The sequence below is a fragment of the Stenotrophomonas sp. STK16_22 genome, assembly GCF_051984505.1.
GTDB lineage: Bacteria > Pseudomonadota > Gammaproteobacteria > Xanthomonadales > Xanthomonadaceae > Stenotrophomonas > Stenotrophomonas maltophilia_A.
Map to the genome: position 1 here is coordinate 3,853,746 of NZ_CP196972.1, position 23,717 is coordinate 3,877,462.

Sequence of the window (23,717 nt, forward strand, 5' to 3'; positions counted from 1 at the left end):
GCCGAGCATGGCTCGGCTCCACATCATCGCCACTAGCAAGACCCTTCACTCGAATTCGCAAGAATCGTCCGTGACGTCCACCGGCTCTTCGAGGCCGGCCATCCGCACATCGTGCTTGTTTCCACCAGAACCCTTCATCGCCACCTCAGGCATAGCAGACCAAGCTGTCAATTCGAGGAGATATCAGCTCGGCACCGTCCCAGCGGATGATTTCCAGCTCCAGTAGACGGTCATTTGCGTCCGCATGAAGAATCGGCGTGAGTTCAGCACCATCTGCGTCCTGCATCTGCAACTCGACGGGATACGCGTGCTGCCCTTGATACGGCGGACGCTCATATCCGGAAATGACAAATCCCACCCGAGCTCCACCAGGACCCATTTCTACGGCCGCTGCGGAAGCAAGGTCGGCGTGAAGCTGCAAGGCAGAGGCCTCAGGCAGATGAGATGCCACAGCCTCGATCAACTGCCTTTCAAAGCCGGAAACGGCACGCGTCGGATTGCTCATCGCATCGTTGATCTCAGGGCTGCTCCCGTACCGCCTCACCGCGCCTCCGGTCCTGCTTTCATCGCGTTGGACTGATGCTGTAGTGCCGCATGCAGAATCCACGTTTCAGTGACACTTGGCAATGACCGACGAGCATGTAATGGATCGCAAACCGCATCCACGCATGGCGTGGATCTACCGGTAAGCCTGCACCTGCTTCCTCAGCAGATGCGGCACGATCAGCTGATGAACCGGGGCAACCGGCAGCATGTACACGCGCCCGAACGCGTTGTGCGTATGCACCACCGTCGCCACTTCCAGCACGTCGCCCTGCCACTGCAGGGCCAGCTGCACACGCAGGTGGCGGTCGTCGTCTTCCAGCACGATGGCATCGTCGTCCAGCGACTGCAGGGTGAAGATGCCCAGCCGTTGCCCCGGACGCGGCTGCGCGATGTCCTGTACCGCACGCAACGAGCCCAGGTGCTTCATGCCGAGCAGGCGCATGCCGCGATTGCGCAGCGCCATCAGCCCATCGAACCAGCCGGGAATGGTCGCCGCCATGTCGCGATAGGCCTGCAAGGCCGAGCGTCCATCACGATGGGTCGTTGCCTGGCAGGCATGCACGAAGTCGGCGCCGGCCAGCTGTGGGCGCAGGACGCTGCCCGCGCTTGGCGGGCCGGTCACCACCTGCGCAGGGCTCACGGCTTCGGCCCCTGCCCCTCGTTGTCTTCCCAATGCAGGATGCGGCGGGTGACGAAGCGGTAGACCGGCTTGCCGGTGGCGAACCACAGCTCGCGCACCCACGACGTACGCTTGAGCACGCGCTTCTCCACCGGGGTGAGTGATTCGCGGCAGTACATGCGCTTGTGCTTGAGCAGGTGGCGCAGGTCCTCGCGGGCCAGCAGCCGCATCCAGCGCGAGCGCGGGTTGCCGATCACCGCCAGCTGGAAGTCGATCAGCGCCGGTCGTCCATCTTCAGTGACCAGCCAGTTGGCTTCCTTGGCCAGATCGTTGTGGGCCACGCCATTGCGATGCAGCTGCTGCAGCAGGCGACGCGCAGCGCGGAACCAGGCCAGGTCACCGCGTGGCGGACGCTGGTACATGGCATCGCCGGCCATGAAGCTGCGGTCGAGATGACGGCCATCCCACGCCAGCAGCTGCGGCACATCGGCCATGCCGTGGATGTGCTGCAACGCGCGTGCCTCGCGGCGGGCCAGCCACCAGGCCGGCAGCCGCAACCACAGCGGCGTGGCGCCCAGATCACGGCGTACGAAGGGGCCGGCAGGCCCTTCCACAAGGAGGATGCGACCGAAGCTGTCGGCCTTCAGGGCGTGCGAGGGCGTGTCTGGCGAATGCGGCATGTGCCCATTCTAGGCGATGGCGCCCGTTGCAAACGGTCACGAAGCGGCTGGGAACCAGTCACCTTCACGCCCCTATAATCGGGCAATGGACTCTTCATGGATCGACGCCACCCTCGCGTGGATTGCCGCTCACCCCGTGCTGGCGGGTGCCGTTATCTTCCTCATCGCCTTCTGCGATGCGGTGATCATTCTTGGCGCCATCGTGCCGGCGCTGCCGTTGCTGTTCGCGGTGGGCGTGTTCATCGGCCTGGGCCAGATCTCCGGGCCGTACGCGGTGGCGGCTGCAGCCCTGGGCGCATTTGCCGGCGACGGTATCAGTTACTGGATCGGCCGCCGCTGGGGTGACCGCCTGCGCGGCGTGTGGCCGTTCAGCCGCTACCCGCAGCTGCTCGACCGCGGCGAGAACCTGTTCCGCCGCAATGCCTTCAAAAGCATCCTGATCGCACGCTACGTCGGCGCGATCCGACCGTTCGTGCCGGCCATCGCCGGCATGATGAAGATGCCCGCCAGCCGTTACGTGCAGGCCAGCGGCATCGCCAGCATCTCCTGGGCGGTGCTGTTCCTGGCGCCGGGCTGGATTCTTGGCGAGGCGTATGACGCCGTGGCCGCCGTGGCCGGACGACTGGTGGTGGTGGTCGGCCTGCTGGCGGTGATCCTCGGCCTGGTCTGGGCCATCGTGCTGTACGGCTATCGCTGGTCGGCCGCGCGCATGGACAACTGGCTGGCGCGCCTGCTGGATTGGTCCAACCGTCACCCGACGCTGGGCCGCTACACCGTTGGCGTGCTTGATCCCAAGCGCCGCGAATCGGTGCCGCTGGCGATGCTGGCGTTGATGCTGCTGGTACTGGGCTGGGGCTGGTTCGCGTTACTGACCGTGGTGGTCGCACACGGCGAGCCGCTGGCGATCGACCTCCTGGTGCACCAGGCCATGCTGGCGCTGCGCAATCCGCTGGCCGACTACCCGATGGCCGCGCTGGCATCGCTGGGCGCCTGGCAGGTACTGCTGCCGGCCACCGCGGCGGCGATGGGCTATCTGATCTGGCGCCGGCGCTGGATGGCAGCCGCGCACTGGCTGGCCGCGCTTGCCTTCGGCCTGGCCCTGACCATGCTGCTCGGTGCCACCGTGGATGTGGTGCGCCCGGTCGATGCCAGCAGCGGCTTTGGCTTCCCGTCGGTGTCGGTGACCATGGCCACCATCACCTTCGGTTTCTTCGCGGTGCTGATCGCCCGCGAGATGCCCGGTCGCACCCGCGTCTGGCCCTACCTGGTGTCGGGCATCGTGGTCAGCCTGATCGGCTTCTCGCGCCTGTACCTGGGTGCGCATTGGCTGAGCGATGTGATCGGCGGCATGCTGTTCGGCACGTTCTGGCTGCTGGTGCTGGGCATCGCCTACCGCCGCCGCTTCAACCGCTCGTTCTGGGTGAAGCCGGTGGCCTGGCTGTTCTACGGCGTCTTCGCCGTGGCGGCGATGTGGTACGCGCCGCGCCACATTCCGGTGAAGCTGGAGCGGTTCGAGCCGACCCTGCCGGCACCGCAGGCGATGGATGCGCAAGCCTGGTGGCAGCACGACTGGGCCACGCTGCCGGCGCGCCGCAACGAATTCGACGACGACCAGCGCTGGCCGCTGGACGTGCAGGTGGCGGGCCCGCTGGCGCCGCTGCAGGCGCAGCTGGAAGCCCGCGGCTGGAAGCGGCAGGAGCAGGCCGGCTGGCAGCAGGCGCTGCTGATGCTGGACAAGAACACCGGCGCCGATGAGCTGCCGGTATTGCCGGCCACGCTGGACACCCGCGTGGAAGCACTGCTGATGGTGCGCCAGGGTGCGAAGCCGGATGAGCGCTATGTGCTGCGCCTGTGGCCGGCACCCGCGCAGCTGCAGCCGGGCAACACGCCGCTGTGGCTGGGCAGTGCACAGACCCTGCGTTACGAGCGCCACTTCGAATGGATCGGCATGTGGCACCCGCTGCGTGGTGTCGACCCGGCGTTGAACGCGGTGAAGGACGCCGTGCAGAACCTGCCGCAGCGGGAGGATGTGCACAGCGAAACCGGGCTGCCGGTGCTGCGGTTGAAGACCAAGCCGTGATCGAGCCGGTGCTTCTCTGGTAGTCGCCAACCTTGGTTGGCGCTTCGGGTGAAGGCTGCTAACCAAGGTTGGCATCTACCGGTTCCGGCGCGCTCTGGCCGTCGCCAACCAAGGTTGGCAGCTACCGGTTCCGGTGCGCTCTGGCTGTCGCCAACCCTGGTTGGCGTTTCCCGGTTCCGGCGCGCTCTGGCTGTCGCCAACCCTGGTTGGCGTTTCCCGGTTCCGGCGCGCTCTGGCTGTTGCCAACCCTGGTTGGCGTTTCCCGGTTCCGCTGCGCTCTGGTAGTGGCCAACCTTGGTTGGCGGTTATCGGTTACGGCATCCAGCCCAGCAATTGCTGCAATCGCTGGTGCGGGTCATCCATCTGCAGCAGCTGCAGGCGCTGCTGCTCGCTCAGCGGCAGCAGTTCGGCCAGCCGCCAGCCGACCCAGCTGGCCTGGTCCAGCAACGCCGGGTTGGCCGGCGCATAGGCCTCGCCGGCCTGTTCGATGATGTGCCCCAGCACCGTGGCCAGCAGCGCATGCTGCGGCCGTAGCTCATCGTCCGGGTCTTCATCACACCAACGCACGTCGGCCACCACCAGGCCGTTGTCGCGTACGCGGGTGCGCTCGACATGGAAGCGGCGGGTACCACGCAGGCGCAACTGCAGCACGCCGTCGGCGCCGACATCGAAGTCTTCGATGCGTACCTGCACGCCATAGGCGGCCGGCGTCGCTGGTGCGCCGACTTCCTCGCCATCGAGGATCAGACAGACACCAAACCCCTCACCACTGCGGCCGCTGTCGCGGACCAGATCCAGGTAGCGGCGCTCGAACACGCGCAGGCCTACCGCCGCACCCGGCACCAGCGTGGTGTGCAGCGGAAACAGCGGCAGCGAACCGTCGACGCTCATCGGGCCTGCAGCGCGGCGAGGAAGCGACGCGGCGCGCCGTCGAAGCCACCGTTGGACATGAACACCACGTGGTCACCACTGCGCGCGCTGGCCTGCAATTGCGCCAGCAACGCGTCGGTATCGGGCACCGCGTGCGCTTCGCCACGCACCGCGGCGATCACCGCGGCGGCATCCCAGGCCAGTTCCGGGCGATGCAGGAACACCACTTCATCGGCCAGCGCCAGCGACGGAGCCAGCGCCTGCGCGTGTGCGCCCAGTCGCATCGAATTGCTGCGCGGCTCCATCGCGACCACGATGCGCGCATCACCCACCTTGGCACGCAGGCCTTCCAGTGTGGTGGCGATCGCGGTCGGGTGATGGGCGAAATCGTCGTAGATGGTGATGCCGTCATGGTGGCCGATCACTTCCATGCGGCGCTTGACGCTGCGGAAGCGTGACAACGCAGGAATCACGTCGGCCGGTGCCACGCCCACCGCATGCGCGGCGGCCAGCGCAGCCAGGCCGTTGAGCACGTTGTGGCGGCCCAGCAACGACCACTGCACGTCGCCCATTGCCTGCCCGCGGTGATGCACGCGGAAGGCGCTGCCATCGGCGGCCAGCAGCTCGGCATGCCATTCCAGCGACGGATCGAATCCGAAGCGTTCGACCGGCGTCCAGCAGCCCATCGCCAGCACTTCGGCCAGGTGCTGATCCTCACCGTTGACGATCAGTCGGCCACGCGCCGGCACCGTGCGCACCAGATGGTGGAACTGGCGCTGGATCGCGGCCACGTCGGGGAAGATATCGGCGTGGTCGTATTCAAGGTTGTTGAGGATGGCCACCAGCGGCCGGTAGTGCACGAACTTGCTGCGCTTGTCGAAGAAGGCGGTGTCGTACTCGTCGGCCTCGACCACGAACTCGCGGCCCTGGCCCAGGCGGGCGGAGACGCCGAAATCCTCGGCGACGCCGCCGATCAGGAAACCGGGCGAACGACCGGCGCTTTCCAGCAGCCAGGTGAGGATGGTGGTGGTGGTGGTCTTGCCGTGGGTACCGGCCACGGCCAGGGTGTCGCGGCCCGGCAGCACCTGTTCGGACAGCCACTGGGCGCCGGAGATGTAGCGCTGGCCGGCGTCGAGCACGGCCTCCACGGCCGGGTTGCCGCGCGAGAGCGCGTTGCCGATCACCACCTCATTGGTGCCGGCCGGCACGCTGTCGGCGCGGTAACCCTGGTCCAGGGTGATGCCCAGCTGTTCGAGCTGGGTCGACATCGGCGGATAGATGGCCTGGTCGCTGCCGCTGACCGTATGGCCCAGTTCCCGCGCCAGGGCGGCCACGCCGCCCATGAAGGTGCCGGCAATTGCAAGGATATGTACGCTGCTCATGACCGAGGATTGTGACCGATGACGGCTGTATAGGGCCAATGTCCGATCCGGGGTAAGACAAGTCCTACACAGGATGTGAGAAAACTCCAATCATCTGTCAGGGAAATCCCGATAGCGATGTTCTGTGAACCCGGACACAATTCGAACTGCCAGCCGCAGTACCCGAACCGGTCCTACTCCCCAAGAGGCCATCCCCAAGGGAGCTCATGCTGCGGGGCCCTGAGCAAGCCCTCTGCTGGCGCCTATCAAACGACACAGGCCTGGTCCTCGCGGACCAGGCCTGTGCTTTTTGCGCCCGAAGGACCGGCAGTGCACCGGCCCTGCAGGATCAACCCTTGATCGCCGCCAGGATGCGGGCTTCGATCTCGTCCAGCTCACCGACGCCGTCGACGCGGGCCAGGGTGCCACGGCCGGCGTAGAAGTCGACCACCGGGGCGGTCTGGTCGTTGTAGACCTGCAGGCGCTGGCGCACCGCTTCCGGCGTGTCATCGGCGCGGCCCTGTTCCTTGGCACGACCGGCGATGCGCTCGACCAGCAGTTCGGTGGCCACGTCCAGCTGCACCACGGCATCCAGCGGCTGGCCGATCTTGGCCAGCAGGCCGTCCATCGCATTGGCCTGGGCCACATTGCGCGGGTAGCCATCGAGGATGAAGCCCTTGGCGACATCGGCCTGGGTCAGGCGCGACTCCAGCATGCCCAGCAGGATGTCGTCCGACACCAGGTTGCCGGCATCCATCACCGTCTTGGCCTGCTTGCCCAGCTCCGTGCCCGCGGCGATTTCCGCGCGCAGCATGTCACCGGTCGAAATGTGGGCGATCCCCAGCTTTTCCTTCAGGCGCGTCGCCTGTGTCCCCTTGCCCGAACCGGGCGGTCCCAACAGAACCAATCGCATTGACCTGACTCCAACGTGTTGAAAACAAAGAAGGTTCGCGTCCCGGACGGACCGGTATCGCTGCACCGCAATAGCGCCACTTTACCGCATCCGGGTAATGTCCCTGCAATGTCCCCTCCCCCGAGCAGGTAGAAGCATGCGCAACGGTACTCTCCTCTACGCCCAGTCCGGCGGTGTCACCGCGGTCATCAACGCCACGGCGGCGGCGGTGATCGAGCAGGCCCGGGCCAAGGGCATCAAGGTTCTGGCCGCCCGCAACGGCATCCTCGGCGCCCTGCGCGAGGAGCTGATCGACACCAGCAAAGAGAGTGCCGCCGCGATCCGCGCGCTGGCCCATACCCCGGGCGGCGCCTTCGGCTCGTGCCGGGTCAAGCTGAAATCGCTGGACGCCGACCGTGCCCGCTACGACCGCCTGCTGGAAGTGCTGCGCGCGCACGACGTGCGCTGGTTCCTCTACAACGGCGGCAACGACTCGGCCGACACCGCGCTGAAGGTCTCGCAGCTGGCCAAGGCCTCCGGCTACGACCTGACCTGCATCGGCGTGCCCAAGACCATCGACAACGATCTGGCGGTGACCGACACCTGCCCCGGCTTCGGCTCGGCGGCCAAGTACACCGCCGTGTCGGTGCGCGAGGCGGCGCTGGACGTGGCGGCGATGGCAGAGACCTCCACCCGCGTCTTCATCTACGAGGCCATGGGCCGCCACGCCGGCTGGCTGGCTGCGGCCGCCGGCCTGGCCGGCAACGGCGATGACGAAGCGCCGCACATCATCCTGCTGCCCGAACGCGCCTATGACGAAGCGGCGTTCCTGGCCAAGGTCAAGGCGGTGGTCGAGCGCGTCGGCTACTGCGTGGTGGTGGCGTCGGAAGGCATCGCCACCGCCGATGGCCGCTTCGTCGCCGACGCGGGCGGCGGCAAGGACTCGTTCGGTCACTCGCAGCTGGGCGGCGTGGCCGCGCACCTGGCCGGCCGGGTCAAGGATCAGCTGGGCCTGAAGGTGCACTGGGCGCTGCCCGACTACCTGCAGCGCTCGGCCCGCCACCTGGCCAGCAAGACCGACTGGGAGCAGGCGCAGGCGGTCGGCAAGGCCGCCGTGCAGCTGGCGCTGAAGGGACAGAACGGCGTGATGCCGGTGATCGTGCGCAGCAGCGATGCGCCCTATCGCTGGAAGATCGAAGCGGCGCCGCTGTCGAAGATCGCCAATCATGAAAAGAAGATGCCCGCCGGCTTCATCCGCCGCGACGGCTTCGGCATCACCGCCAAGGCACGCGCCTACCTGTCGCCGCTGATCAAGGGCGAAGCCCCGCTGCCGTACGGCACCGACGGCCTGCCGAAGTACGTGACGCTGAAGAACGTGGCCGTGAAGCAGAAGCTGCCGGCCTTCGAGGGCTGAGCCGAAAAAGGGGACGGAGGGGATTAAGTCGTATACGCCCCTTTGTGTTGAGCCCTGTGCGGAGCGCAGGGCACATTGCGGCGGCCGCCGAAGCACCCCACAATCGGGCTCCGGCCCGGGGCAAAGGGGCCGCCGCAAGCCAGATTCGACGCTGCCCGGCCTTCAAGGCCCGGGCCTGTGCTGCCATTTCACAAGGACTGTAACCATGAAGCACCCGATCCTGATCGCCGCGCTGCTGTGCGGTGCCGCCGCGCCGGCCTTCGCTGCGACCTGCGAAAGCAACTTCCAGAAGAAGGGCAATCCCTTCGTCGGCACGACCTTCACCTCATCGGTCACCCATCCGGACCTGACCGTGGCCAGTGCCATCGGCCAGATGCGGGTGATCGCCAAGAACGCCAACATGGACGTCCTCAGCGAGGACGTGGAAGGCGGCTCGATGCTGATCGAAGAGCCGGAATCCATGGCCCACAAGCCGATTCCGATGATCATCAGTGCCACCTCCGAAGGCGGCCAGGGCACCGTCGGCATGGTGGTGAAGGTCAACAAGGGCGCCATTGCCTCGGCCGATGGCGTGCGCGAAGAAATGTGCAAGCTGCTCAACCAGATCAAGCCGGGCAAGGCTGGCGAACAGGCGGCCAAGGCCACTCCGCAGGCGTCGGTGGTGACGATTGCCGCCGACCGCTTCGGCTTCCAGCTGCGCAACCAGAACAAGGACAACCCGGCCGCGGTCGAGCCGCGCTACAAGGGCAAGACCTACGCCATCACCGGTCGCATCACCTCCGTGCTGCGCAGTGGCGGCACCTACAACACCAGCTTTGACCTGCCCAGCGATGGCAGCATCGACTTTGAGCGCGTGGCCATTTCCTGCTCGTTTGCAGCCAACCAGGCCGCGTATGCGCTGGCCCTGCGCCCGCGCGAGAAGGTGACGCTGACCGGTGTGGTCGACAGCTACGACCAGATTGGTCGTGTGTTGTGGTTGAAGGACTGCCGCGGCAACTGATCGCTGCCAGCATGGGAAAAGGCCCGGGTGCGCAGGCGCCCGGGCCTTTTCGTTTCCACAGCGGTTCACACCTGGCGCACGTGCATCGCAGGATGATGGATGCCCCGTCCGGAGGTCATCATGGCACTGCGTGTTGTTCGACTGGGTACGCCGCGCCACCCCGGCGAAGGGCTGCGCATCGGTACCGTGCGGCGGCCGCCACGCGGCGTGCCGCGCAGTGAGTTCGCGACACAGGACTGGTACGACGTCTGGTTCCCGACCCTGTCACCCAGCGCGGAACTGGTAAAGCGGGCGCACGAAGCGAAAACCGCGGCCGACTGGAATGCGTTCTTCCGCCACTACAAGGCCGAGATGAAGGCGCCGGATGCAGCCCACGCGCTGGATCTTCTGGCCGCGATGTCACAGCACAGCGACATCAGCGTGGGGTGCTACTGCGAGGATGAAGCGCATTGCCATCGCAGGGCCCTGCGAGAGCTGCTGGTGGCGCGCGGGGCGACGCTGGCGGAGTGATGATTGCAGGGTTGCCGGCCAGCGGCCGGCACTACCAGGTTGCCCGCCGGGCATGGCCCGGCACTACCGATGCGCAGCGAAGTAGATCCACGCCATGCGTTGATGCGCGCTGCTGGACGGCCTCAATTGCAGGCCTTGCCTTCCATCTGCAGCTGCGCGGCGAACATCGTCACCTGCGGAATCTGGCCGGCGGCGGCCTGCTTCTTGGCCTCTTCCAGATAGATGCGCGACTGGCCCTGCCCGTCCAGCTCGACCTTGTTGCTCGACGGCAGGCGCCACACGCGCACCACGGCCTGCTGTGCCGGGCAGGCGGCGCTGGGCACGCGGATCACATCATTGAGCTTCCAGCCCTTGTCCACACTCGGCTGCGCCTTGGCATAGTCGACGAAGCGCGCGCGCGGCTGGCACTGCTCGCTGGTCCGCACCGGTGCGAAGCGATACGGCTCGGCCGCCTGACCGGTGAAGGCACCTTCCAGGCGCGCGCAGGCCTCGGGAATCTGCCGCAGGGTGTGCACCGCGCCCACGGTCTGGGGGGCACCCACGGCGCGCTGCAGCTCCGGGGTTTCCGCGGCGAGTGCCGGTACGGCCGGGACCAGGGTGGCAAGCATCAACAGGGACAGGCGCATGGGGAATCTCCTACGGGACTGGGCGCAGGCTTGCAGAGGCTGGCTTAACGGGGTGCAAAGGCCTGCGGCTTTCGAATCATGCCCATGGACTGGCGGCATGCGGCGGGGCTCGTAAAAACCAGTCGAGCACGGCTCGACTCTACAGTGCGCGGCACGCATACTGCGGCCACCAGGGAATGCTGAACACCGCCATACGTCGGACGACCACCAAGGTCGGTACGGGTTGGTTCCAGGCTGCAGCCCGTCGTCCCCCTCGTGGTGCCGTTCATCGCCACTGGATGCCTACATCCATTCTGCGGAGGGGTCTAATGCTGGAACGTCACGGGCTGTCATTGGCGCTGGGCTGCGCCATTCTCGCGATCCTGTTCGGAATCGTCTCGGCGCGCTGGATCCTGCGCCAACCCACCGGCAATGAACGCATGATCGCGATCGCCACCGCGATCCAGGAAGGTGCGCGTGCCTACCTCAACCGCCAGTACCTGACCATCGGCGTCGCCGGCGTGGTGCTGTTCGTGCTGGTCGGCATCTTCCTCAGCTGGTACACCGCGATCGGCTTCGCCATCGGTGCGGTGCTGTCCGGCGCGGCCGGCTACATCGGCATGAACGTGTCGGTACGCGCCAACGTGCGCACCGCCGAAGCTGCCCGCCACGGCATCAGCGCGGCGATGGACGTCGCCTTCCGCGGCGGCGCGATCACCGGCATGCTGGTGGTAGGGCTGGGCCTGCTAGGCGTGGCCGGCTATTACGCGCTGCTGCTGCGGATGGGCCTGCAGATGGACCAGGCGCTGCATGCACTGGTCGGGCTGGCGTTCGGCTCCTCGCTGATCTCGATCTTCGCGCGCCTGGGCGGCGGCATCTTCACCAAGGGTGCCGACGTCGGTGCCGACCTGGTGGGCAAGGTCGAAGCCGGCATTCCCGAGGATGACCCGCGCAACCCGGCGGTGATCGCCGACAACGTGGGTGACAACGTGGGCGACTGCGCCGGCATGGCCGCCGACCTGTTCGAGACCTATGCGGTCACCGTCATCGCCACCATGCTGCTGGGCAGCCTGATGCTGGCCGAGGCCGGCGCCAATGCAGTGCTGTATCCGCTGGTGCTGGGCGGCGTATCGATCATCGCTTCGATCATCGGCGCACTGTTCGTCAAGGTGGGCGAACCGGGTAGTGGCCGGGGCAGCTCGATCATGGGGGCGCTGTACAAGGGCGTGATCGTCTCCGGCGTTCTGGCCGCCATCGCCTTCTACCCGATCACCACCGGGTTGATGAGTGACAACGTGCATGGGCCGATGGCGCTGTATGGCTGCGCATTGATCGGGCTGGTGCTGACCGGCCTGATCGTGTGGATCACCGAGTACTACACCGGCACCCAGTACAAGCCGGTGCAGCACGTGGCACAGGCCTCGACCACTGGGCATGGCACCAACATCATCGCCGGCCTTGGCATTTCCATGAAGTCCACCGCGCTACCGGTGGTGGCGGTGTGTGCGGCAATCTGGGGCGCGTTCGCGCTTGGGGGCCTGTACGGCATCGCCATCGCCGCCACCGCGATGCTGTCGATGGCCGGCATGATCGTCGCCCTCGATGCCTATGGACCGATCACCGACAACGCCGGTGGCATCGCCGAGATGGCCGAGCTGCCCTCGGAGATCCGCGACATCACCGACCCGCTGGATGCGGTGGGCAACACCACCAAGGCAGTGACCAAGGGTTACGCGATCGGCTCAGCGGCGCTGGCGGCACTGGTGCTGTTCGCCGACTACACCCACAACCTGCAGGCGGCACATCCGGGGCAGGAATTCCGCTTCGACCTCAGCGACCACACGGTGATCATCGGCCTGCTGATCGGCGGCCTGATTCCGTACCTGTTCGGTGCGATGGCGATGGAAGCGGTCGGCCGCGCCGCCGGTGCGGTGGTGGAAGAAGTGCGCCGCCAGTTCCGCGAGATCCCCGGCATCATGCAGGGCACCGGCAAGCCGCAGTACGACAAGGCGGTGGACATGCTGACCCGCTCGGCGATCCGCGAAATGATCGTGCCCTCGCTGCTGCCGGTGGCGGTGCCGGTGGTGGTCGGCCTGCTGCTGGGGCCGCGCGCACTGGGCGGCCTGCTGATCGGCACGATCGTGACCGGCCTGTTCGTGGCCATTTCGATGACCACCGGCGGCGGCGCCTGGGACAACGCCAAGAAGTACATCGAAGACGGCCACTTCGGCGGCAAGGGCAGCGAGGCGCACAAGGCGGCAGTGACCGGCGATACCGTTGGCGATCCCTACAAGGACACCGCCGGTCCGGCGATCAATCCGCTGATCAAGATCATCAACATCGTGGCGCTGCTGCTGGTGCCGCTGCTGTAGATCCACACCATGCGCAAACCCGTAGAGTCGAGCTTGCTCGACTGCTTCTGGCCCACACCGCAAGAGCGGTCGAGCAAGCTCGACGCTACGAGGTCAACGCCCGCGCAGGAAGAACGACACCGGCACCATCACGTCCACCGGGTCGCCGGCCACTTCGGCCGGCGGCGCCGGTACCGGGCTGGCCCGCTGCACGGTGTCCAGCGTCTCCTGGTCGAGCAGCGCGAAGCCACTGCTGCGGCCCAGTTTCAACCCCGAGACCGCGCCATCGCGGGCAACCGCAAAGCGCACGTAGACCACACCCTGCTGGCGCAGACGCTCGGCCTGGCGCGGATAGCGGCGGTGTTTCTGCAGGTGCCCGAGCAGGCGTCCTTCCCAGGTCGCCTCGGCACGACTGCGCTCACCCGCCGTGGTCTGCGGTGCGGTGTTGCGTGTGGCCGCATCAGCCGCCACCTGCGGCGGTGCGCTGGTCTGCGCGACATTGGCGTCAGCGGTGTCCGGCGACGGCGTCGGCTCCGGTGTACGCGGCGGCGGCAGGTCACCCTGCAGCTGCACCGGCGCCTTCGGCTGCTCGCGAAGGGCCGGCTTCGGCGCCTGCCGCTGCTGTTGCTGCTGCAGCGGGCCGGTCGCAACCTCGCGCGGCGGCACCGGCGGTGCCTGCGCCATCGGCGCCAGTTCCAGCATCAGCGCAGCGGGCGGCGCCGTCGTAGCCAGCACCGGTGCGCGCGTCGCCCACCAGCAGGCCGCGCCGATCAACAACGCATGCACCAGCAGCACGATCGCCAGGCTGGTCGCCCAGCGCCGCAGTCCACTCATCGTGCGCCCTGCTCCAGGCCGACCAGTGCCACCTTCAGGTAGCCGGCCGCGCGCAGCGCATCCAGCGTGGCCATCAGTTCGCCATAGGGCACGCGGGTATCGGCACGCAGGAAGATGCGCTGCGTGGTGTCACTGTGAGTGGCCGCCTGCAATGCAGCCGCCAGCCCGTCGCGCGCTACGGCCTGTTCACCAACGCGCAGCGACAGATCGGCCTGCACGGTCACATACACCGGTGCCTGTTCCGGCGGCGTGGCGCTGGCATTGCTGGCCGGCAGCTGGACCGGCACCGACACGGTGGCCAGCGGTGCGGCCACCATGAAGATGATCAGCAGTACCAGCATCACGTCGATGAAGGGCGTGACGTTGATCTCGTGCGCTTCTTCCGGTGCATCGTCACGGTCGGACGCGGTCCTGATCGCCATCGTCGTGCCTCAGTGAACCGCACGCAGCGGTGCCGCTGCGGTACGCAGCACGGCACGATCGAGATCGCGCGAGACCAGCTGCTGCACGGCCGCCGACAGATCACCGAGCAGGCCCCGCAGGCCGGCCAGTACACGGCTGAAGTGGTTGTAGACCAGCACGGCGGGAATCGCTGCGACCAGACCCAGCGCGGTCGCCAGCAGAGCCTCGGCGATGCCGGGCGCGACCACCGCCAGGTTGGTGGTGTTGCTGTGGGCGATGCCGATGAAACTGTTCATGATGCCCCACACCGTGCCGAACAGGCCGACGAACGGCGCCACCGCGCCGATGCTGGCCAGCACGCCGATGCCGCGCCGTTGCACGCGCGCGGTTTCCAGTTCGATGCGGTCCAGGCGCGAGGCAACGCGTTCCTTGATGCCATCGCGGCTGTCCAGATCCTGCGACAGGCGCAGCTCGGTTCGCGCCGCGTCCAGCATGGTGAGTGCGGTGCCCTGCTGCAGGCTGGCCTCTGCGCTCCCGCCGGGCAGGCTCGGCGCCTGCAGCAACAGCGCGCGCGCTGCACGCAGCTGCCGGCCCTGCCGGGCCAGCTCCCAGCCCTTGGACAGCAGCACGGTCCAGGTGGCCAGCGAGGCAAGTGCCAGCGCGATCATCACTGTCTTCACCACCACGTCGGCGGCCAGATACATGCCCCAGGGCGTCAGTGCAGGGGCAGCCACGGGGGCCAGGTCAGCAGGCAGCATCGTCTCGTTTTCCATCAGCATCAGGGGTCGCTGCACGGCGGCGTACCGTGCGCGGATCATTGGCGTCGTCCACTTCCACGACCGGGTTGGGCTCCAACCGCGGTGCGGGCCGACTGAGCACGTAGCCGGCGCTGACCGCGAAGAACAGGCCCACGCCCAGCAGCAGCCGCCAGGACGGATGTGCGCCCCAACAGAACAGCGCGAAGCCCACCGCCATGCCGGCGCTGGCAAACGTCTTGCCCTTGCGCGACACCGCGCCCTGCTCGCGCCACAGCCGCAGTGATGGGCCGTAGCGCGGGTGCGCCAGCAGGCGTTGCTCGAACTTCGGCGAACTGCGCGCGAAGCAGCCAACGGCCAGGATCAGGAAGATGGTGGTCGGCATCACCGGCAGCAGCGCGCCGATCACCCCGAGGCCGACCATCACCCAGCCCAGCGCGAACCAGAGCCAGCGCATCAGCGTTGCGCCGATAGGCGGGAGGCGTGCATCAGGCGAATTCCACTTCGACGTGGCCGTGCACGCTGCGGAAGGCGGCGTCCGCCGCATCGATCACCTGTTGCTCCTGCTCGGTGCTCAGCGGCACCGCATCCAGCGCAGCGGTGAATTCACGCCAGTGGCGCGCCGCGCCATCCGGGTGCGCGGCCAGGTGACGGGCGCCGAAATCACGATCCAGGCCGAGCTTGGCAGCCATCTTGTACAGAATGGTGCCGCCGAGATTGGAGCCTTCGGCCACATACAGCCACCCCAATGCGGCGGGTAGCTCCAGATCGGACGGCAACGCCGCGATGTCGGCCCCCGGCAGGGTCTGCTCCAGATCCTGCAGGTCGCGCGCCACCTGGGTCAGGCGGCGGCGCTCACCCAGGTCCGGCAGCAGTGCATCCAGCGCAGGGTTGGCATACAGCGCATCGATGCTGCGATGAAAGCGGTACTGCACGCGCAGGAAACGGGCGAAGTTGCTGCGGTCGGCGAAGATGTCGCCGGCCATGATGCGCTTGTCCAGCGCGCCATGGCTGTCGCGGGTGGCGGCCTTGAGCCGCAGGCTGCGGCTGTCTTCAGGGGCGATGTGTGCGTTCATGGGGGATGCCAAGGGGGTCGTCCTGCTGTAGACGTTCGCCACGGGGCTTTCCCCAAGGCCATGTGCACCGATAATGGCGTATCCCTTCTTCCCGCAGGAACCGACGATGATCACCACCGAACCGCGCATGACCAACCTGTTCCTGCAGCTGGGCCTGGACGCCAGCGCCGAGGGCATCGCCCGCTTCATCCGCGAACACCAGCTGGCCACCGATGTGGAAGTGGTCGAAGCGCCGTACTGGAACGATGCCCAGCGCCAGTTCCTGTCCGAGTCGCTGCAGGCCGATGCGGCATGGACCACGGTGGTGGATGAGCTGAACGAGTCGCTGCACGAAGATGCCGTGAAGGCGGCGACCGGGCTGTAACTGGCTGGAGGAAGGCGCCGGGCATGGCCCGGCGCTACCGTTGTCTCCCGCTGGGGTCAGAGCCCTTTCTGCAGGAAAGGGATCCGCCCCCGACGATCAGTACTTCCAGGTCAACGCCAGGCGCGCGGTGCGGCCCGGGGCCGGCATCACGCCCAGGGCCAGCGGATCCAGGTAGTAGCGGTCGGTCAGGTTGTCCACGCCGGCTTCCACCGACAGCTGGTCGTTGAAGCTCCAGCTGGCGAACAGGTCGACCAGGGTGGTCGGCCGGTACAGCTGCTGGATCGCTGACAGGCCCACGTTCCAATCCTTGTCCAGCTTGCTGATCGGACCGGCGTTGTGGACCACGCGGGTACCGAAGGTCAGGCGCTCGTCGAACAGGCGCGAGCCCAGGGTCAGGTTGACCATGTAGCGCGGCGGGTTCTGGGTATTGGTGTACGAGCCCTCGAAGCCGCCGTCCACGCAGTTCGGCGTGTTGGCCAGTTCATCGTTCCTGCGCTGTGCACCATAGGCACGGCGCTCGGCTGCGATGTCCGGTGCGCAGGTCTTGGCCTTGAAGTAATAGTGCGCGGACAGATCAGCAAATACCTTGCCGCTGTCATAGCTGGACTGGAACTCCATGCCCGAGACCTTGAACTGGTCGACGTTGCGGATCAGGCCGGCCGAGAGCGTGCGGTAGTCACGGGTGATCAGGTCGTCGATGCGGGTATCGAAGTACGCCAGCTTCAGCGCCAGGCGGTCGCCGGCGGTGAACAGGTCATAGCGGATGGTGCTGGCACCGATCTCCCAGCTGCGCGCACGCTCCGGCTTCAGCTCGCCCACCGGCTTGGCGGCGGTGAACAGGCCCAGCGTGGTCTCGAACAGGCTCGGCAGCTTGGTGCCTTCGGCATACTTCACGTAGACCATGGTGTCTTCGCTGAAGCGGTAGGCCACGCTGGCGGTCGGCGAGAACGCGGTGTCGCGGCGACGGATCGGCTGCGACCAGCTCCAGCTGACCGGCACCTCCAGGTCCTGCGCCTTGCCGGCGTCGTAGAAGTTCCAGCCACCGATGTCGCCCACCGTACCCTTCTTGTACGGTGAAGCCAGCAGCGATTCCTGGGTGAAATTGCCGTTGGCGTCCGGATACCAGTTCAGCAGCGCGATGCGCTTGGCCCGCCACGACGGCAGCGCCGGGTTGCCATTGAGCAGCTCGGTGTAGCGGTACTGGCCCTGCACCTCGTAGGCATCGGGCGTGGCCAGGCGGTTGCGGTCATGCACATCCACGCGGTTCCAGCGGCCGCCGGCCAGCAGTTCCCAATGCTCATCGGGCTGCCACTTCAGCGAGGCCACGGCACTGTATTCCTTGCGCTCGGCGTTGCGCAGGAAGCGGTTGTTGATCAGGTCATCGTGCATGACCGGCCCCGAGCTGCCAGGTGCAATGTCCTCATCGCTGTAGGACAGGCCGTAGTCGAGGGTGAATGCACCGGCGTGTGTATCGAACTTCGAGGTGTTGCTGGCATCCAGGCCGAAGCGCTTCTGCCGCAGCGGATTGCGGTAGGCATCCTTGTAACCGGGGTCGCCACTGAAGCTGGGCGCGTCGTACCACTCGGTACGGCGATCGAAGTACCAGGGGGTGATGCCGGTCAGGCTGTTGTACATCACGCTGTCGGTGTCGGTGTACGTGGCGTTGACGCGCAGGTCGACCAGCTCGCTGTCCGGGTTGAAGCGATAGCGCAGGGTGTAGCTGTCCATGTCGACGTGGCCCGGGTCCCATTGCGGAATGCGGTCACGATCCACACGGATGATCTGCGAGGCCATTATCTCGCCGGCGGTGCCCTCGTAGCGGCGGTAGCCCGCTTCCAGGGTCTGTGCATCGTCGATGCGCCAGGTGCCCTTGAGCAGCGCCGACTTCGAGCGCGCCGAGGTATTGAACACCTCGGTACGCGGCGGATTCAGCGGTGCCAGCGTGCGCCGGGTCTGCGGGAAGTCATCGTAGCCATGCTTGCCGGAGAAGTAGTTGCCGTTGTCGCGGTAGGCGTAGGCGGCAACCAGATCGAAGCGATCCCAGTGTCCCGCAGCGGCCACGTTGAAGAACTGGCTGCCGGTGGCGCTGCGGTCGGTACGCGGCGCGGCGCTGTAGGACGGCAGGTTGTTGGCGCTGTTGTTGGCCAGGCCGCCACGCACGCGCACGCCGAAGTCCCGGCCTTCGCGCAGCACGTCACCGATCTTCAGCGTCTCCATCTCGACCACGCCGCCGATGCCACCGGAGGCGTTGGCCTGCAGGCTCGGGCCCTTGGTGATGGTCAGGCTGGAGATCAGGTCCGGGTCGAGGTAGGTGCGCTGCGACTGGCCGGCATAACCACGGTAGGTATCCATGCTGGACTGGCCACCGTCGATGATCACCGGCACACGGCCCTGGCCCTGGATGCCACGGATGTTGACGTCAAAGCCGTTGCCCACGCGCGGATCACCGGCGGTGACGCCAGCCACGCCCTTGACGATGTCGCCGTTGGACGTACCGCGGAATCGCTCCAGGTGCGTGCGGTTGAGCGTGGCGGTGGAGCCGACGCTGCGATAGCCGTCGAGCAGGCGCGCCTCGTCGCTGGTTGCGCCGCTGTCGATACGGTCGCCGGCCACGCTCAGCGTATCGGTGACGATCACACCGCTGTCGGCCTGCGCCGACGCTGCCGCTTCCAGGGTCACCGCATCGGCACTGACCCGGCGCACCGCCAGGCCACTGCCCTGCAGCAGGTGCTGCAAAGCCTCGCTGGCCGACAGGCTGCCGCTGACCGCACGCGAGGTCACACCCCGGGCCAGGGTGGCCGGGTACACGACCTGCACGCCGGACTGGCGCATGTAGCTGCGCAGCGCCTCGTCCAGTGGCTGCGCGGGGATATCGAAGCGCTGCACGGCAGCGTGGTCACCGCTGGCATCCTGCGCGAGTACGGAGGGCGCGGCGCTGGCCAGGCCGGCCGCCAGCAGGGCGATGCACAGGCGGGACGGGCGCGGCATGCGGCCCGGACGATGGAGATCGAACATGGGGGAACCTGTCAGGTAATCGGTGCCGCGGGCGCGGCGACATCCGCAACACGGGCGGACACGGCGACGTACTGGCGGCGGCGGGTACGTTCGCGGAGTAAGACGGATGAAAGCGCGGCAACCCCAAGAGCGATTTGCGGCCGCGGCAGGTGCCGACCGTGGGTCGGCTGCTTGCTGCGGTGGGTGCCGACCGTTGGTCGGCACAGGGACGGTCATCCACGCATGGCGTGGATCTACTGCACGATGGCGACGCCGAATGGAAGACGAGTAACCCGAAGACCTGCTGTTGCCGCCAACGCATCCAGCGCCTGCTCCGGGCGATCGATGCGCAATGCTGCACTGACGGCCGGCAGCTGCGACAGATCGCCACGCACGAAGGTCGGGCCAGCGCGATAGCGCCCGACCCATTGCACGGCCTCGGCGACGCTGGCCTGCTCCAGCAGCAGTTCACCCTGCCGCCACGCGCCCACACTGTCGGCCGCCACATCCTGCAGACGCGTCACGCCACTGCGCTCGCCATAGACCGCGCGCTGTCCCACCTGCAGGTAGGTCCAGCCACCGTCGGCCGGGCTGGCCACGCGCACCCTGCCCTGTCCGACCTGGGTTTCCACCTGATCGTTGTCGCGTGCGACGGAGAACGCGGTCGAGATGTCCTCGACCACGCCATTGCCCGCGCGCACGCTGAAACGCCGCTGGGCATCCGGGCTGACCTCGAACCAGGCGCGCCCGCGCAGCAGCTCGATCCGGCGTGCATCGGCATCAAACCGCACGGCGATCGCGCTGTCCGCATCCAGCACGGCGCGACTGCCATCGGGCAGTTGCACGTTCTGCACGACATGCGTACTGCGATGGTCGGCCTGCAGCCGCAACCAGGCCTCCGGCCATGCCACCAGCATCGCCAGCGCAGCTGCAGCGGCCATTGCCCAGCGCAGCCGCCGCGGGCGCCGGCGTTCGGCGGGCCGGGCCTGCGGGCGTGGTCCGACGCTGCGCCACAGCGCGCGCTCGTGCTCGAAGGCCCGACGGTGCCCCGGCTGTGCCAGCCAGCGTTCGAACTCATGCATGCGCCCCTCGCCGATGTCACCCGAGGCCAGCCACGCGATCCAGCCCCGGGCCTGTTCGGCCAGGGCATCGTCATTGGCGGCGGGCAGCGTGTTCGGCGGGCTCATCGGCTGGCGGACAGGCGCATTCAAGCGCGGGCGGAGGAACTAGACCGCATCCACGGTCCAGTGATCAAGACGTTTCAGCGAGGGCCAGCCCCAAGCCGGGGCGATCATCGGCCGCTGCGCGCCCAGGCCAGGCGTTGCAGCGCGGTGCGCACATGGTTCTCGACGGTAGTCACCGACACACCCAGACGGCGTGCGATCTCGGCCTGGGTCAGGCCCTGCAGGCGGTTGAGCCGGAAGATGGTGCGGGTCGGCTCCGGCAGGTGTCCCGCCGCGTCGAGCACCCGCTGCAGCTCGTCCTGTGCCATCGCCTGCTCCTCGGTCGAGATCACCTCGTCCGGCCCCCACAGGTAGTGGTCGGCCAGCAGACGGTTGCGCCGGGTCGATTCGCGGCCATGGTCGGTGGCCAGGTTGGCGGCCAGCCGGTACAGATAGGCTCGCGGGTTGTCGATGGCCTGGCTGTCGTCGACCCCGCGCGCCTTGAACCACACCGCCTGGATCACGTCTTCGGCGCCGTTGTCGCCCCCCAGGATGCGTTGCACCCGGCGCAGCAGCGCGGGCCGCTCGCGGATCAGCAGTTCGGTGAGGGAGGCGGCATTGGAGGACATGCGCGGAACCGGGACGACAGACGGAAGGCGCCGCGCATGCTACTCCGTTAATGAGAATCAGTCACGTTCTCATCAATGGATGCACCCGGTCAGCCCGTCATAGACGCTCTGCGAGGTCCCCGGCAGCGGGTCATGCAGTGGATTGCGCGCGGCGAGCGCGGCATGGAAGGCTTCCACCGGGGTTCCCGCCACCAGCGGCAGGCGGCACAACCAGGTCGGTTGCCGGGCCACGATCGCGCCATCGTTGCGGGACACCTCCAGATCGCTGGCGGCGAATGCCCACAGGCATTCATGCACGGTTCCCCGCACCGCATCCACCGAACAGCGCAGGCGCAGGGCGCGGATATCGCTGTATTCGCCCTCGCAGAAGGTGTCGCCACAGATGGCATCGAAGCCATGCTGCAAACGGCCTTCCAGGGCAAAGAAGCGGTCCCAGTTGGCCTCCTGGTGCGGGTAGTCGATCAGGTCGACATAAGGGGACGCCTGGGCCAAAGGCGCAACCAGCAACATGCAGGTCAGGCCAAACGACAGGGCAGACACGTTCATGGGCAGACTCCTTGGGAAGGTTGGTCCAGCCTGCGCTCCCATGCCGGCCGCCCCCATCAGCCAATCCCGGCCTGCCCGGTAGGCCCCCGCCCCGCAGCGCCGTCGGCCCCTCCCTCTGCACAGCGCCCGGCAAAGGCATAAAATGGGGGGCTATCCGTCTACATCCCCCACCTGGAGCACGACCATGGGTCTGGAACTCGTCTCGCCCGGCAAGAACCCGCCGGAAGAAATCAACGTCATCATCGAGATCCCGAAGGACTCGGAGCCGGTGAAGTACGAAGTGGACAAGGAAACCGGCGCGATCTTCGTCGACCGTATCCTGTCCACCCCGATGCGCTACCCCTGCAACTACGGCTACGTGCCGAGCACCCTGTGCGGCGACGGCGATCCGGCCGACGTGCTGGTGGTGCTGCCGCTGCCGCTGGTGCCGGGCTCGGTCGTGCGCTGCCGTCCGGTCGGCGTGCTGAAGATGAGCGATGAGGCGGGCAGCGACGAGAAGATCCTGGCCGTGCCGGTGTCGAAGATCTTCAGTGGCTATGCCCACGTCGAAGACATCGCCCAGGTGTCCAGCCACTGGCTGGAGCGCATCGGCCACTTCTTCGAGCACTACAAGGACCTGGAGAAGGGCAAGTGGGTCAAGCTCGACGGCTGGGGCGGCGCCGCTGAGGCCAAGCAGATCCTGATCGAGGCGCACCAGCGCCATCTCGACAGCAAGGCCTGAGCCTGAACCGGATCGCTCCGGCGGCACCCCGCTGGAGCGATGCGGGTCACGTTTCATGACGACGGCACATCACACGTGCCGCCGTATTAGGTAAATTGCGTCACTTCACACGTCGTCGACATCCATCGTCGAGACAGCCAGGGGAATGTGTCGTGCGTATTCTGCTTGTTGGGGATGCAGCCAGCCTGCCGGCCGAGCTGACCGAATTCATTGCCGATCTTGGGGAAGACTGGCAGCCGCTGACCGCCACCGATGGCCAGACCGCGATGGCTGCGGTGGCCACGCAGGGCGTGGATGCGGTGATCGTCTGCCCGCAGCTGCCGGATCTCAATGCCACCACGCTGCTGGGCCAGATCCGGACCTTGCGCCCGGAAACCATCCGCATCGCGCTGATCGATGCCCAGCACGGCAACCGGCCGCCGCCGGCACGCCTGATCGGTGTCGCTCACCGTTTCCTGCCGTTGCCACTGGCACCGGAAGTGCTGCTGGAAGCGCTGACCAGCCTGGAAGAGCTGCGCGAAGTACTGGACAGCCCACGCCTGCGCGATGCCATCGGCCGTATCGAGAAGCTGCCCTCGCCGCCGCACCTGTACCTGAGCCTGACCCAGGCGCTGGAGCATGACGACGACGCCGACAGCGCCGACGTCGCCAAGCTGGTGGCGGCCGACCCGGCCATTGCCGCGAAGGTGCTGCAGCTGTCGAACTCGGCGTTCTTCAGCCAGGGACGCACCATCGCTGACCTGCGCACGGCCGTGACCCGCCTGGGCCTGTCGACGCTGCGCGACCTGGTGCTGGCCAGCGAGGTGTTTTCCGCACCCACGTTGTCCACCGCCGAACGCAATTCGCTGCAGCAGCGCGCCCTGCTCGCCTCGCGCCTGGCCGCGCGCCTGCTGCCCGAATCCAGTGCCGAACTGGGCGCGACCGCCGCCCTGCTGGCCGACATCGGCCTGCTGCTGCCCGGCGTACGCAACGAGCGCAGCGAACCGTCGCTGGCCGGTGACACCCGCCCCGGCCATGCCGAGGCCGGCGCCTACCTGCTGGGCCTGTGGGGCCTGCCGATGCCGATCATCGAAGCGGTTGCCTTCCACCTGCAGCCGCAGCGCGCCAATACGCGCAGCTTCTGGGTGACCGGTGCGGTGCATGTGGCGCTGGCGCTGGTCAACGGCGATCCGGTGGATGAGGACTACCTGCAGCGCGCAGGTGTACTCAACAGGCTGCCGCAGTGGCGCGAGCATGCCAATGCGTTGATGGGACTGGTACCCAGCGAGGCCTGAGCTGTCAACGCAGGAACAACCTCGAAGGCGC

Annotated in this window: 24 protein-coding genes; 8 read left to right on the forward strand and 16 right to left on the reverse strand. The window is 67.3% G+C overall.

Translation table 11 applies throughout. The features are described 5' to 3' along the window. Positions 1-145: 145 nt before the first annotated feature. The 3 genes from ACSYAO_RS17885 to ACSYAO_RS17895 all read right to left on the reverse strand — a co-directional run bounded on the left by ACSYAO_RS17885 (position 146) and on the right by ACSYAO_RS17895 (position 1,845). On the reverse strand, positions 146-505 hold the full coding sequence (locus ACSYAO_RS17885; protein WP_149908746.1) for a DUF6984 family protein: 360 nt from the start codon (positions 503-505) through the stop codon (positions 146-148). Between the two features lie 174 nt (positions 506-679). Further along, positions 680-1,186 (reverse strand): DUF2867 domain-containing protein, encoded by a 507-nt coding sequence (locus ACSYAO_RS17890; protein WP_049460649.1) that lies wholly within the window; start codon positions 1,184-1,186, stop codon positions 680-682. Further along, positions 1,183-1,845, reverse strand: a complete 663-nt coding sequence (locus ACSYAO_RS17895) for a serine/threonine-protein kinase (protein ID WP_049460648.1) — start codon at positions 1,843-1,845, stop codon at positions 1,183-1,185. The genes ACSYAO_RS17890 and ACSYAO_RS17895 overlap by 4 nt, the downstream gene beginning before the upstream one ends. A gap of 85 nt (positions 1,846-1,930) precedes the next feature. Between ACSYAO_RS17895 and ACSYAO_RS17900 the strand changes: the two genes are divergently transcribed. Next, positions 1,931-3,925 carry a bifunctional DedA family/phosphatase PAP2 family protein gene (locus tag ACSYAO_RS17900; protein ID WP_049460646.1) on the forward strand — a complete coding sequence of 665 codons (1,995 nt, stop codon included), beginning with the start codon at positions 1,931-1,933 and terminating at the stop codon, positions 3,923-3,925. Between the two features lie 312 nt (positions 3,926-4,237). Here ACSYAO_RS17900 and ACSYAO_RS17905 read toward each other — a convergent pair whose 3' ends face one another. The 3 genes from ACSYAO_RS17905 to ACSYAO_RS17915 form a co-directional block, all read right to left on the reverse strand. Continuing rightward, a complete protein-coding gene (locus ACSYAO_RS17905; protein WP_032128383.1) occupies positions 4,238-4,816 on the reverse strand; it encodes an LON peptidase substrate-binding domain-containing protein in 579 nt (192 codons plus the stop codon). Continuing rightward, a complete protein-coding gene (gene mpl / locus ACSYAO_RS17910) occupies positions 4,813-6,177 on the reverse strand; it encodes a UDP-N-acetylmuramate:L-alanyl-gamma-D-glutamyl-meso-diaminopimelate ligase (RefSeq protein WP_049462870.1) in 1,365 nt (454 codons plus the stop codon). Before mpl ends, ACSYAO_RS17905 begins: the two co-directional genes overlap by 4 nt. Positions 6,178-6,505: 328 nt before the next feature. Then, positions 6,506-7,069, reverse strand: coding sequence for an adenylate kinase (locus ACSYAO_RS17915; RefSeq protein ID WP_032128385.1), 564 nt, complete (start codon positions 7,067-7,069; stop codon positions 6,506-6,508). A gap of 136 nt (positions 7,070-7,205) precedes the next feature. Here ACSYAO_RS17915 and ACSYAO_RS17920 point away from each other — a divergent pair, with 136 nt between their 5' ends. From ACSYAO_RS17920 to ACSYAO_RS17930, 3 genes are all read left to right on the forward strand, one after another. Further along, a complete protein-coding gene (locus tag ACSYAO_RS17920; RefSeq protein WP_049421714.1) occupies positions 7,206-8,462 on the forward strand; it encodes a 6-phosphofructokinase in 1,257 nt (418 codons plus the stop codon). 205 nt (positions 8,463-8,667) lie between these two features. Next, a complete protein-coding gene (locus ACSYAO_RS17925; RefSeq protein ID WP_049400701.1) occupies positions 8,668-9,462 on the forward strand; it encodes a hypothetical protein in 795 nt (264 codons plus the stop codon). A gap of 120 nt (positions 9,463-9,582) precedes the next feature. After that, positions 9,583-9,972 carry a DUF488 domain-containing protein gene (locus ACSYAO_RS17930; protein WP_049462878.1) on the forward strand — a complete coding sequence of 130 codons (390 nt, stop codon included), beginning with the start codon at positions 9,583-9,585 and terminating at the stop codon, positions 9,970-9,972. Between the two features lie 122 nt (positions 9,973-10,094). On the opposite strand, the gene ACSYAO_RS17935 is transcribed toward ACSYAO_RS17930, so the two are convergent. Beyond that, entirely contained in the window at positions 10,095-10,598 is a 504-nt protein-coding gene (locus tag ACSYAO_RS17935) for a hypothetical protein (RefSeq protein WP_049462871.1), read from the reverse strand. 308 nt (positions 10,599-10,906) lie between these two features. On the opposite strand from ACSYAO_RS17935, the gene ACSYAO_RS17940 reads away from it, so the two are divergent. Next, entirely contained in the window at positions 10,907-12,949 is a 2,043-nt protein-coding gene (locus ACSYAO_RS17940; RefSeq protein WP_049462872.1) for a sodium-translocating pyrophosphatase, read from the forward strand. A gap of 93 nt (positions 12,950-13,042) precedes the next feature. Here ACSYAO_RS17940 and ACSYAO_RS17945 read toward each other — a convergent pair whose 3' ends face one another. Genes ACSYAO_RS17945 through ACSYAO_RS17965 form a run of 5 tightly spaced genes read right to left on the reverse strand, consistent with a single transcriptional unit; the run spans position 13,043 to position 15,995 of the window. Continuing rightward, a complete protein-coding gene (locus ACSYAO_RS17945; protein WP_049462873.1) occupies positions 13,043-13,762 on the reverse strand; it encodes an energy transducer TonB in 720 nt (239 codons plus the stop codon). Continuing rightward, complete coding sequence (gene exbD / locus ACSYAO_RS17950; protein WP_012512025.1) at positions 13,759-14,184, reverse strand: TonB system transport protein ExbD; 426 nt, start codon at positions 14,182-14,184, stop codon at positions 13,759-13,761. Before exbD ends, ACSYAO_RS17945 begins: the two co-directional genes overlap by 4 nt. 9 nt (positions 14,185-14,193) lie before the next feature. Further along, the gene (gene exbB, locus ACSYAO_RS17955) at positions 14,194-14,922 is read right to left on the reverse strand and encodes a tonB-system energizer ExbB (RefSeq protein ID WP_049462874.1); all 729 of its coding nucleotides are present in this window, start codon (positions 14,920-14,922) and stop codon (positions 14,194-14,196) included. After that, entirely contained in the window at positions 14,909-15,376 is a 468-nt protein-coding gene (locus tag ACSYAO_RS17960; protein ID WP_049462875.1) for a YbaN family protein, read from the reverse strand. The genes exbB and ACSYAO_RS17960 overlap by 14 nt, the downstream gene beginning before the upstream one ends. A gap of 31 nt (positions 15,377-15,407) precedes the next feature. Next, on the reverse strand, positions 15,408-15,995 hold the full coding sequence (locus ACSYAO_RS17965) for a biliverdin-producing heme oxygenase (RefSeq protein ID WP_049462876.1): 588 nt from the start codon (positions 15,993-15,995) through the stop codon (positions 15,408-15,410). Between the two features lie 106 nt (positions 15,996-16,101). On the opposite strand from ACSYAO_RS17965, the gene ACSYAO_RS17970 reads away from it, so the two are divergent. Continuing rightward, on the forward strand, positions 16,102-16,359 hold the full coding sequence (locus ACSYAO_RS17970; protein WP_006390068.1) for a DUF2789 domain-containing protein: 258 nt from the start codon (positions 16,102-16,104) through the stop codon (positions 16,357-16,359). A 96-nt stretch (positions 16,360-16,455) separates the two neighbouring features. Here ACSYAO_RS17970 and ACSYAO_RS17975 read toward each other — a convergent pair whose 3' ends face one another. From ACSYAO_RS17975 to ACSYAO_RS17990, 4 genes are all read right to left on the reverse strand, one after another. After that, a complete protein-coding gene (locus ACSYAO_RS17975; RefSeq protein ID WP_149908747.1) occupies positions 16,456-19,374 on the reverse strand; it encodes a TonB-dependent receptor in 2,919 nt (972 codons plus the stop codon). Positions 19,375-19,607: 233 nt separating this feature from the next. Then, the gene (locus ACSYAO_RS17980; RefSeq protein WP_049461390.1) at positions 19,608-20,540 is read right to left on the reverse strand and encodes a FecR family protein; all 933 of its coding nucleotides are present in this window, start codon (positions 20,538-20,540) and stop codon (positions 19,608-19,610) included. A 104-nt stretch (positions 20,541-20,644) separates the two neighbouring features. After that, entirely contained in the window at positions 20,645-21,145 is a 501-nt protein-coding gene (locus tag ACSYAO_RS17985; protein ID WP_014038389.1) for an RNA polymerase sigma factor, read from the reverse strand. 72 nt (positions 21,146-21,217) lie between these two features. Next, positions 21,218-21,691: a hypothetical protein gene (locus tag ACSYAO_RS17990; protein WP_032128396.1), complete on the reverse strand. Its 474-nt coding sequence runs from the start codon at positions 21,689-21,691 to the stop codon at positions 21,218-21,220. Between the two features lie 184 nt (positions 21,692-21,875). On the opposite strand from ACSYAO_RS17990, the gene ppa reads away from it, so the two are divergent. Continuing rightward, entirely contained in the window at positions 21,876-22,412 is a 537-nt protein-coding gene (ppa, locus tag ACSYAO_RS17995) for an inorganic diphosphatase (protein WP_005410935.1), read from the forward strand. A gap of 152 nt (positions 22,413-22,564) precedes the next feature. Further along, positions 22,565-23,686, forward strand: coding sequence for an HDOD domain-containing protein (locus ACSYAO_RS18000; protein ID WP_049461388.1), 1,122 nt, complete (start codon positions 22,565-22,567; stop codon positions 23,684-23,686). Positions 23,687-23,717: the final 31 nt, after the last annotated feature.